The following is a 9986-nucleotide window of genomic DNA, read 5'->3' on the forward strand; positions in this document are numbered from 1 at the left end:
CCGTTGCCATCGCACGGCGCGGCCCGGGGCGCCAGGGACGGCGGCGCCCGTCGGCGCGGTGCCGACGGGCGCGTGGGTGATCGGGTTGCGGCGCCGCTTGGGCGGCGGGATCTCAGGAGGCCGAGGACATCCTCTGCCTGCGCCGTTGGGCGAGCTCGTCGACGAACGCCCCGTCGTCCGGGCGCTCGATCGGAAGTTCCGCGAGCGACCCCTCGACCTCGCGCCAGACCCGCCCGACGGCGATGCCGAAGACGCCCTGCCCGCCCTGGAGCAGGTCGATCACCTCGTCGGTGGAGGTGCACTCGTAGACGGAGGCGCCGTCGCTCATGAGCGTGATGGAGGCGAAGTCGTCCACTCCCCTGTTCTGCAGGGTGCCCACCGCGACGCGGACCTGCTGGAGGGACACGCCCGCGTCCAGCAGCCTTTTGACGATCTTGAGGACCAGGATGTCCTTGAAGGAGTACAGGCGCTGGGAGCCCGAGCCGCGGGCCGCCCTGATGGAGGGCTGCAGCAGGCCCGTGCGCGCCCAGTAGTCCAACTGGCGGTAGGTGATCCCGGCGGCGGAGCAGGCGATGGGGCCCCTGTAGCCCATGTCATCGGTGTCGAGCCCTTCGAGGGGGTCGCCGAAGAGCATGCCCTGCCGCGCTGCGTCGGCGTGTAAAGGCTCGGCACTCACTGGTGGCTCCTTGTGTTCACGTTCTTGATCCATTCAATACGCTAGAGGCTGGCGCCCACCGGGTCAACGACCCACGCGGAGGGCCTCACCCTCAACTATAGGTTGAAACTCACTCGCCTATTCGGCGAGTTGCGACAGGGACACGCGCAGCAGTTCCCGGTGCAGGTCGGCCACGGCCTCCCCCAGCTCCAGGGAGCGCGCCGAGGCCCTCTCCTTGTCGGCGCTGCGGCCCCGGGCCCGCGTCGAGGACACCGCTTGGTCGATGATGTCGGCGTTGCGGTCGGCTCCCGTGCGCACGGTGCGCAGGACGCGCGCGTCCACGCCCAGGGACTCGATCCGGGCGAGCAGGGCGACCACCTGGACGCACCGCGAGGGGAAGTACCCGGCCAGGTCCGGGGTGATGAGCCCCAGGCGCGCGTACCGCGTCACAGTGTCGACGTCCACGCCGGTCAGGTCGCACAGGTCGGAGGCGGGGATGAAGCGCCTGCCCTGCGTGGACACGACCCTTCCCTCCGAGGCGACCACCTGCGCCTTGCGGGAGGGGCCGGGGTCGTGCCCGGCGTCGAGGGCCGCCAGCTTCTCGCCGATCACGCGCAGGGGCGTGAAGGAGTCCCTCTGCTCGGTCAGCACGAAACGGATGCGCTGGACGTCCGCCTCGGAGTACTTGCGGTAGCCGGCCCCGGTCCGCGCCGGGCGCACGAGGCCCTGGTCCTCCAGGAACCGCACCTTCGAAAGCGTGACGGCGGGGAACTCGGCCCTCAACGACTCGACGACCCTGCCGATGGAGAACGAGGGCGCCCTGCTCGCCCCCTGGGGCCAGGGCCCGGCGCCCCGCCCGGGGGGAGCCTCGTCGTCGACCGGCTCGAAGGCGCGGGCCGCGTTCGCCATAGCGCCCCTCACGCCTCTTGGGGCGAGGGCTGGTAGGTGAGGCGGTACTTCCCGATCTGCACCTCGTCACCCGCGCTCAGGCGCGCCTGGTCGACGCGCTCGCGGTTGACGTAGGTGCCGTTGAGGGAGCCGGAGTCGCGGACGATGTGCCCGCCGTTGTCGGCGATGAACTGGCAGTGCTTGCGCGAGACGGTGACGTCGTCGAGGAAGATGTCGGCCTTGGGCGAGCGCCCGGCGTTCGTCACGTTCGGGTCCAGCAGGAAGCGGGCGCCCGTGTTGGGGCCGCGCTGGACGATGAGGAGCGCGGAGCCGGCGGGGAGGGCGTTGACCGCCTCGCGGTCCCTGGCCGACAGGACCACCGGCGCTTCCTCGATGTCATCGGGGACGGGCGTGATGCCGAAAACCGATGTCGCTGTGGGGTCGAAGTCTTGCTGGGGTTCCATGGCGGGCTCCGTAATTTACGTTGTCGAAGGCTGTTTCCGTTGCTTGTTTCCAGTGTAACGGGCATGGGGGCGGAGGGCATAGCCGCCGGGCCGTCCGCTGGCGGGAAGCGCGGCCTCAGCCGAAGGACGCGTACTGCGGGCTCAGCGGCACCGCCAGGGAGTCGATGACGACGTCGTCGACGGGGTCGATGGACACGACGGCGCCCTTGGCCCTCATCTGCGAGGCGGAGCCGGCCTGGATCTCCAGCGCCGTCGATATCGTCTGCGACGAGCCGATCACCTTCCACTCGTAGGGCGGGTCGATGGCCGTGCCGTCGACGCTGATCCGCCCGTCCGCGCTGGTGAAGGACGAGCGCGTGGACAGGCGGTTGCCGTTCAGCTCGATGGCCTCGGCCCCCGCGTTGCGCAGCTCCCCCAGCGTCATGACGAATTGCGCGGTGGTGAGCGCCCCCGCCGGATCCGAGATCCGCATGACGACGCCCGGCCCGTGGACGGCGACGGTGCCGGCGTTGATCTCCGCCTGCACCCGGGCGTTCTGGGCGGCCTCGTCGCGGGCTTCCTGCTGGGAAGCGGCGTTCTGCAGGGCGCTGAGCCGGTCCTGCAGGTCGGCGCGCCTCGTGCGCAGCCCCCGCTCCTGGGTGGTGAGCTCGTCGAGGAGGACCACGAGGTCCTGCTCGGACAGGGAGTCTATGGGGTCCTGGCGCTGCGAGCGCACCTGCGTGACCAGGGCGAACCCCAGGACCATGCATATGACCAGCAGAACGGCGTGCGGTCCGCGCGGGACCGCCCAGAAAGCGCGGTGGGCGCGTTCCCGCAGGCGGTGGGCCAAGTGGTCGTGGTGGGGGCCGTGGGGCCCGGCGGGCTCCTCGGCGGTGGGGGCGGGGGTGGGTTCGTCCATGGTCACGCGTTGAAGATCAGGCGCCGGATCGACGCGGTGTTGGAGAAGATGCGGATGCCCAGGACGACGACCACGGCCGTGGTCATCGCCGAGCCCACGCCCAGCTGCGAGCCGAGGAAGACCAGCAGGCAGGCGACGACGACGTTCCAGAAGAACGACATGACGAAGACTCGGTCGTGGAAGCTCCCCTCCAGCCACGCGCGGGCGGCCCCGAAGAGGGCGTCGAGGCCGGCGACGACGGCGACGGGCAGGAACGGCGTGAGCCAGGTGGGCACCGCGGGGTCCACGATCAGTCCGAGGACGATCCCCGCGGCGAGGCCGATGACTGCTATCACTGGGCTCCTCCTTGGTCGTTGGGGCGGGCGTACTTGCGCGGCAGCTGCTCCAGGGCGGGCATCGCCAGCCCGGAGGCGGTCTCGGTGCGCACGGTGATGCCGTTGACGGACTGCGCGCTGGACAGGTAGTCCCCGGTGGCCCCCCGCACCAGTGCGACGGACATCGCGTTCGCGTCGCCGATGGCCGCCACGGAGTACGGCGACGCCACCGGCGTGATGTTGACCAGGATCGTCGGGCCCGCCGTGCGGATGAAGGTGCCGGGGCCCACGCGCTGGCCGTTGACGCTGACCGCCTCGGCCCCCGCCGCCCACAGCGCGTTCACGACCATGGCGATGTCCTGGTCGCGCACCAGGCCGCTGCCGCGCCCGGTGCGGCCCGCGCGGTCGGCCAGCGTGACGACCAGGCCGTCCCCGCTGACGGGCTGCGCGGAGTTCTCCAGGGTGAGGGCGGGCGCGTCCCCGGCGGCGCCGGACTGCCCGGCGTAGGAGGCCACGGAGGATGACAGGGACTGGATCTGGCCCTGCAGGTCGGCGACGGCGCTCTGCTGCGCGGCGACTTGGCCGCGCAGTTGGTCCTTGACGGCGTCGGTGTGGACGGAGCGCAGCGAGCGCACCGTGATGGCGGACGCGAAACCGAGCGCCAGCGCCGCCGCCCCCACCAGGGCGCGCCCCATGACGGTGCGGGCGGCCCCCGACTCGCGCGGCCCGTGGGCGACGTAGCCCGCGTCCAGCGGGTTGTTGAGCAGGGAGGTGAGCAGCGACATCGAGGCCGCGGGGTCGCGCGGCGCCGTCCCCCCGCCGGGGGCCCGGTCCTCCCCGCGGTCCCCTCCCCCGCTCACCGGTCCTCCTTCCACGCCTCCTGGACGCGGCGGGAGCGCTCGTAGGAATCGCAGTGCTCCACCACCACGCGCCGCAACTGGGCGGGCGCCCCCTCGTGCGAGTCGAGCCAAGCGCGCAGCGCGTCGAGGGTCTGGGCGACGGTGCCGGGCCTGTCGATGTCGAGGCCCACGGCGAGCACGCCGCGCACGTAGCGCAGCGACATGCCGATCGTGTGGGACTGCCAGAACTCCTCCATCCGGTCGATGGCCGCGCCGGTGCCCGCATCGCCCTCCCACGAGGAGGCGGCCAGCCCCGCCAGGGTGGCCGAGAGGATGTCGTTGGACAGGGCGCCGGAGAACACGGACTCCCACGCGGCGGCCCGTGAGTCGGCGTCGGGCAGGGAGGCCAGGGCCCGGGCGGCGTGGCGCTGCGCCTCGCCCGACCCGTCCGCGTCCCGCCACGCGGTGATGCCATCGGCGTCCACCAAGCCGCGGGCGGCCAGGGCGCAACGGGCGCGCCACGCCAGGTCGATGTCGTCCCCGGCCGCGTACCCGCGCACCAGCTCCGTGAAGGCGCCGGGGCCGTAGGCCTCGAACTCGGTGATGAAAGCGCGGGTGAAGGCCCGCGCCGCGTCGGCGTCCCCGGTCTCGCGGGCGTAGCGGATCGTCGCGGCGGACAGGAGCTCGCGCAGGCCCTGGCGGGCGCCTCCGGGCAGGTAGTCCCGGATGGCGGAGTGGGCGAGCGCGAGCAGGCGGTCGCGCACGGCGGGCTCGGCCTCGGACTCGACTGCGACGAGGGCGGACTGGACGAAGCGCCGGGGATCCACCAGTCCGTCGCGCAGCGCGTTCCACAGCGCCGCCCAGACGACGGCCCGGGTGATCGCCTCCGGGCAGGTGCCCGCGTAGGCGAGCGCCACGTCCGTGGAATGGGGGTCGAGGCGGGACACGGCGTAGGTGAGGTCCTGGTCGTTGACGACCACCATGTCCACCTCGGCGGCCCCGCCCGGGTGGGCGAGGGCCCCCTCCGGGTCGATGGGGGCCGACTCCCCCTCGATGCGCACGTCGAAGCTGTGCGTGGCCTCCAGGCGCCCGCCGCCGAACTTCCACGTGGAGACGACGAGCCTGTGGGGGCGCAGGACGCCGCCGCTCTGGTGCAGGGTGAAGTCGGTGACCTCGCCGAAGGGGCCGGTCGACCACGACGCGGAGAGGACGGAGGGGCCGGTGGTCTCCAGCCACGCGCCCTTCCACTGCTCCAAGGAGCGCCCCGAGGCGGCCTCGAGGGCCGCGAGCAGGTCCCCCAGGCGGGTCGCGCCGAAGGCGTGGTCCTGGAAGTAGCGCCGCGCGCCGGCGTAGAAGGCGTCCTCGCCCACCCACGCGACCAGCTGCTTGAGCACGGCGGCCCCCTTGGCGTAGGTGATGCCGTCGAAGTTGGTCTTGGCGGCCGCCACGTCGGGGATGTCCGCGGCGATGGGGTGCGTGGTGGGCATCTGGTCCTGCTCGTAGGCCCAGGCCTTGCGGTTCACCGCGAAACTCGCCCACTCCCCCCTGTAGCGGGTCGCGGCGGCAGCGGCTGTGGCGCCCTGGTTCTCCGCGAAGGACTCCTTGAGCCACAGGCCGTCCCACCACGCGGGGGTCACCAGGTCCCCGAACCACATGTGGCACATCTCGTGCAGGATCGTGTTGGCGCGGCGCTGGCGCTCGGAGAGGGTGGGGGCCGTGCGCGACAGGTAGGTCTCGTTGAAGGTCACGCAGCCGGGGTTCTCCATGGCGCCCAGGTTGTACTCGGGCACGAACACCTGGTCGTAGGTGCCCCACGGGTAGGTGGTCCCGTAGCGCGCGTGGTAGAAGTCCAGGCCCGCGCGGGTCACCTCCAGGATGTCGTCGGAGTCGATGAAGGGCTCCAGCGCCTTGCGGCACATGAGCCGCAGCCGCAGATCCGCGTGCCCGCCGTCGGCCGCGCCGCCCTGCCAGTGGCCGCCGTCGACGACCGCCCACGGGCCCGCGACGAGGGCTGTGATGTAGCTGGACAGGGGCGGTGTCGTCCCGAAGTCGTGGCGCACCGAGTCCGGGGCCCCGGGCAGCTCCTCGGAGGCGTCCAGGGGCCCGTTGGAGGAGACGACCCACCCCGCCGGGGCGGTGACGTGGAAGGTCCACCGGGGCTTGACGTCGGGCTGGTCGATGCAGGGCCACGCCCTGTGGGCGTCGTTGGGCTCGAACTGCGTGTACAGGTAGACCAGCCCGTCCTCGGGGTCCTGGTAGCGGTGGAGCCCCTCGCCCGTGCGCGAGTACCGGCAGCGGGCGTCGACCTCGATCTCGACGGGGGCGCCCGTGGGGACGCCGTCGATCCAGACGCGGTCCTCCTCCGCGGTGAAGGCGCGGTCCTCCCCGTCGATCCGCACGGCGTCCACCCGGCCGGCCACGTCGATGAACAGGCGGGGGGCGGCGGTGGTGAGCGCGAGGCGCGATGTGACGGGGTAGTCCTCGCGGGCGAGTTCCGGCGCGCCGGAGACATCCACCGTGACGTCGACGGAGGAGAGCTCAATGTTCCCACTTCGGTCAGATGCTTCGTTGCGTGACAGGATCTGCATGTCCCCATTCTAATGCCCAGGGCGCAGCGCCAGGGCATCGCGACACGTTTACCGTCCGCGATAGGCACTAGAGTGGTGGCCATGAGCTCCGTGACAGACATCCGCCCCTCCACCCCCGCCGTGCCCCTGACCAGCGTCCTCCCCGGCTCCGCCGTGCGCGCCGCCTACGGCCCCGACGGCGCCGAGACCGCCTGGGCGGACCTGGGCACGCGGATCGCGGGCGTCACCGTCTCCTCCGACGACTGCGAGCCCCAGTGGCTCTTCGTCGCGATCCCCGGCCTGTCCCAGCACGGGATCCGCTTCGCCCGCGCCGCGAAGGAGGCGGGGGCCGTCGCGGTCCTCACCGACGCCGCCGGGGCCAGCCGGGCCGTCTCCGAGGGACTGGGGCTGCCGGTCGTCGTCGTCGACGACCCGCGCTCCCACGTGGCTGCCCTGGCCGCCGCCGTCTACGGCCACCCCGCCCGCGACCTCGTGACCCTGGCGGTGACGGGCACCAACGGCAAGACCACGACCTCCTACCTGATGCGCGCCGCCCTGGCGGCCGTCCACCCGCGGGCCGCGCTGTGCGGCACGGTGGAGACCCGGGTGGGGCCGGTGTCCTTCGAGGCCGAGCGCACCACCGCCGAGTCCCCCGTCGTCCAGCGCTTCCTGGCCCTGGCCCGCGAGTGCGGGGAGGGGGCGGCGGTCATCGAGACCTCCGCGCACGCCCTGAGCCTGCACCGCGTCGACGGCGTCGTCTTCGACGTCGCCGCCTTCACGAACCTGCAGCACGACCACTTGGACTACTACGGGGACATGGAGGGCTACTTCAACGCGAAGGCGCTGCTGTTCACCCCCGAGCACGCCAAGCGCGCAGTCGTGTGCGTCGACGACGAGTGGGGCCGTCGCCTCGCCGCCTCCGCCCCGATCCCCGTCACGACCGTGTCGGCCCTGACGGACGCCCCCGCGCACTGGCGCGTGCGCGCCGCCCACCCCGACCCCTCCATCGGCCGCACCGTCTTCACCCTGGTGGACCCGGACGGGACGGGCCACGAGGTCCGCATGCCGATCCTGGGCGAGGTCAACGTCCAGAACACCGCCGTCGCCCTGGTGTCCGCCGTGGCCGCGGGCGTCCCCCTCGACGGGGCGCTGCGCGCGCTGGAGGCCGCCCCCCAGATCCCGGGGCGGATGGAGAAGGTCAACCCCGTCCCCGGCAACCAGCCGCTGGTGGTCGTTGACTACGCGCACACCCCGGAGGCGCTGGAGTGGACCCTGCGCTCCACGCGCGAGCTCACCGCCGGGCGGCTGCACATCGTGTTCGGCACCGACGGGGACCGCGACGCCTCCAAGCGCGAGCACCTGGCCGGGATCGCCGCGGCGGGGGCGGACGTCCTGTGGGTCACCGATGAGAACCCGCGCACCGAGGACCCCCAGTCGATCCGCGACTACCTGCTCAGGGGCATCGCCTCCCAGCGGCCCTCCATGGCCGACGTCACCGAGGTGGTGACGTGCAGGCGGGACGCCGTGCGCCGTGCGATCCTGGCCGCGCAGCCTGGCGACACGGTGATCATCACCGGCAAGGGCGCGGAGTGGTACCAGGAGGTCGAGGGCATCAAGCACCGCTACAACGACGTGCCCGTCGCCCGCGAGGTGCTCGAGTGCGACCTGCGCTCCCACGTGTGAGGCGGCGCGCCGTTGCCGCGCCCCGCGCCCGGGGCGGGTTTTCCACGTAAACTGGGCCGGTGAGCGACCACTACCCCATTCACGGAACCGAAGCGGACGGCGCCCCGGCCGCGCCCGGGGAGGGCGGCGGGCAGGACGACGAGGCCCGCGCGCGGGCGATGCGCGCCTCCCTCGACCAGTTCGAACTGGACGAGGAGGACTTGGCGCTGCTCGACTCCCCCCCGTCGGAGGACGACGACGCGGGCACCCGGCCAGGGCTCCCGGTCCTCGCCGTCGTCGGGCGGCCCAACGTCGGGAAATCGACGCTGGTCAACCGCGTCCTCGGCAGGCGCGAGGCGGTCGTCCAGGACACCCCGGGCGTCACCCGCGACCGCGTCTCCTACCCCGCCGAGTGGGCGGGCCGCGACTTCACCCTCGTGGACACGGGCGGCTGGGAAGTCGACGTCAAGGGCCTGGACCGGTCGGTCGCCGAGCAGGCGGAGACCGCCGTCGACCTGGCCGACGCGGTCGTGCTGGTGCTGGACGCCACCGTCGGAGTCACCGCATCGGACGAGAGGATCGTCACGATGCTGCGCGCGAAGCGCAAGCCCGTGGTCCTGGCGGCCAACAAGGTCGACTCCGCGGTGCAGGAGGCGGACGCCGCCTACCTGTGGGGGCTGGGCATGGGCGAGCCCCACCCGGTGTCCGCGCTGCACGGGCGGGGCGTGGGGGACCTGCTCGACGCCGTCGCCGCCGTGCTGCCCGACGAGTCGGCGCACGCCCCCGCCCCGCCCTCGGGCGGGCCCAGGCGCGTCGCCCTGGTGGGGCGGCCCAACGTCGGCAAGTCGTCGTTGCTCAACGCGCTGGCCGGGTCCTCGCGCGTCGTCGTCAACGAGCTGGCCGGCACCACCCGCGATCCGGTCGACGAGCTCATCGAGCTCGACGGGCGCCCCTGGTGGTTCGTCGACACCGCCGGGATCCGCCGCAAGGCGCACCGCACGACGGGCGCGGACTACTACGCCTCCATCCGCACGCAGGCGGCCATCGAGAAGGCCGAGGTCGCCCTGGTCCTCATCGACGGCTCCGAGCCCCTCACCGAGCAGGACGTGCGCGTCGTCCAGCAGGTCATCGACGCCGGGCGCGCCCTGGTGGTCGTCACGAACAAGTGGGACCTGGTCGACGAGGAGCGCCAGCGCGCGCTCCGCGGCGAGCTGGAGCGGGACCTCGTGCAGATACAGTGGGCCCCGCGCATCAACCTGGCGGCCAGGACCGGGTGGCACACGAACCGGATCGTGCGGGCCCTGGACACGGCCCTGGAGGGCTGGCAGACGCGCATCCCCACCGGGCACCTCAACGCGTTCCTCGGGCAGCTGGTGGCCGCCCACCCGCACCCGCTGCGGGGCGGGAAGCAGCCGCGCATCCTCTTCGGCACGCAGGCCTCCTCCAAGCCCCCCCGTTTCGTCCTGTTCACGACGGGCTTCCTGGATCCTGGGTACCGGCGCTTCATCGAGCGGCGCCTGCGCGAGGCCTTCGGTTTCGCGGGCACGCCCATCCGCATCTCCGTGCGGGTGCGCGAGCGCCGCAGGAGGTGAGCGGGGCGCGGCGCGGATCCGCCCCCGGCGGGGCTGCCGGGTTCGACGCGCTGGGGAGGCGGTTCCGCGGCGGACCGCGCCGGCTCAACACGGCGCAGGACGCGGCG

At 73.0% G+C, this 9986-nt stretch carries 9 protein-coding genes; 2 read left to right on the forward strand and 7 right to left on the reverse strand.

The genetic code is table 11. From position 1 onward, the window contains the following. Positions 1–112 precede the first annotated feature (112 nt). The 7 genes from BH719_RS00635 to pepN form a co-directional block, all read right to left on the reverse strand. A complete protein-coding gene (locus BH719_RS00635; RefSeq protein WP_009399850.1) occupies positions 113–676 on the reverse strand; it encodes a MerR family transcriptional regulator in 564 nt (187 codons plus the stop codon). 117 nt (positions 677–793) lie between these two features. Next, positions 794–1564 (reverse strand): transcriptional regulator FtsR, encoded by a 771-nt coding sequence (gene ftsR / locus BH719_RS00640; RefSeq protein ID WP_009399852.1) that lies wholly within the window; start codon positions 1562–1564, stop codon positions 794–796. Between the two features lie 8 nt (positions 1565–1572). Beyond that, positions 1573–2007 carry an FHA domain-containing protein gene (locus BH719_RS00645; protein ID WP_009399854.1) on the reverse strand — a complete coding sequence of 145 codons (435 nt, stop codon included), beginning with the start codon at positions 2005–2007 and terminating at the stop codon, positions 1573–1575. A 115-nt stretch (positions 2008–2122) separates the two neighbouring features. After that, the gene (locus tag BH719_RS00650) at positions 2123–2911 is read right to left on the reverse strand and encodes a DUF881 domain-containing protein (protein ID WP_009399856.1); all 789 of its coding nucleotides are present in this window, start codon (positions 2909–2911) and stop codon (positions 2123–2125) included. After that, positions 2908–3240: a small basic family protein gene (locus tag BH719_RS00655; RefSeq protein WP_009399857.1), complete on the reverse strand. Its 333-nt coding sequence runs from the start codon at positions 3238–3240 to the stop codon at positions 2908–2910. Before BH719_RS00655 ends, BH719_RS00650 begins: the two co-directional genes overlap by 4 nt. Further along, positions 3237–4079, reverse strand: coding sequence for a DUF881 domain-containing protein (locus BH719_RS00660; RefSeq protein ID WP_009399859.1), 843 nt, complete (start codon positions 4077–4079; stop codon positions 3237–3239). The genes BH719_RS00655 and BH719_RS00660 overlap by 4 nt, the downstream gene beginning before the upstream one ends. After that, positions 4076–6646 carry an aminopeptidase N gene (gene pepN, locus BH719_RS00665; RefSeq protein ID WP_009399861.1) on the reverse strand — a complete coding sequence of 857 codons (2571 nt, stop codon included), beginning with the start codon at positions 6644–6646 and terminating at the stop codon, positions 4076–4078. Before pepN ends, BH719_RS00660 begins: the two co-directional genes overlap by 4 nt. Before the next feature lie 81 nt (positions 6647–6727). Between pepN and BH719_RS00670 the strand changes: the two genes are divergently transcribed. Further along, positions 6728–8308 (forward strand): UDP-N-acetylmuramoyl-L-alanyl-D-glutamate--2,6-diaminopimelate ligase, encoded by a 1581-nt coding sequence (locus tag BH719_RS00670; protein WP_021615046.1) that lies wholly within the window; start codon positions 6728–6730, stop codon positions 8306–8308. A 59-nt stretch (positions 8309–8367) separates the two neighbouring features. After that, on the forward strand, positions 8368–9879 hold the full coding sequence (gene der / locus BH719_RS00675; protein ID WP_009399863.1) for a ribosome biogenesis GTPase Der: 1512 nt from the start codon (positions 8368–8370) through the stop codon (positions 9877–9879). The last annotated feature ends 107 nt before the right edge of the window (positions 9880–9986 follow it).

The organism is Pauljensenia hongkongensis (assembly GCF_001746855.1).
GTDB classification, from domain to species: Bacteria; Actinomycetota; Actinomycetes; order Actinomycetales; family Actinomycetaceae; genus Pauljensenia; species Pauljensenia hongkongensis.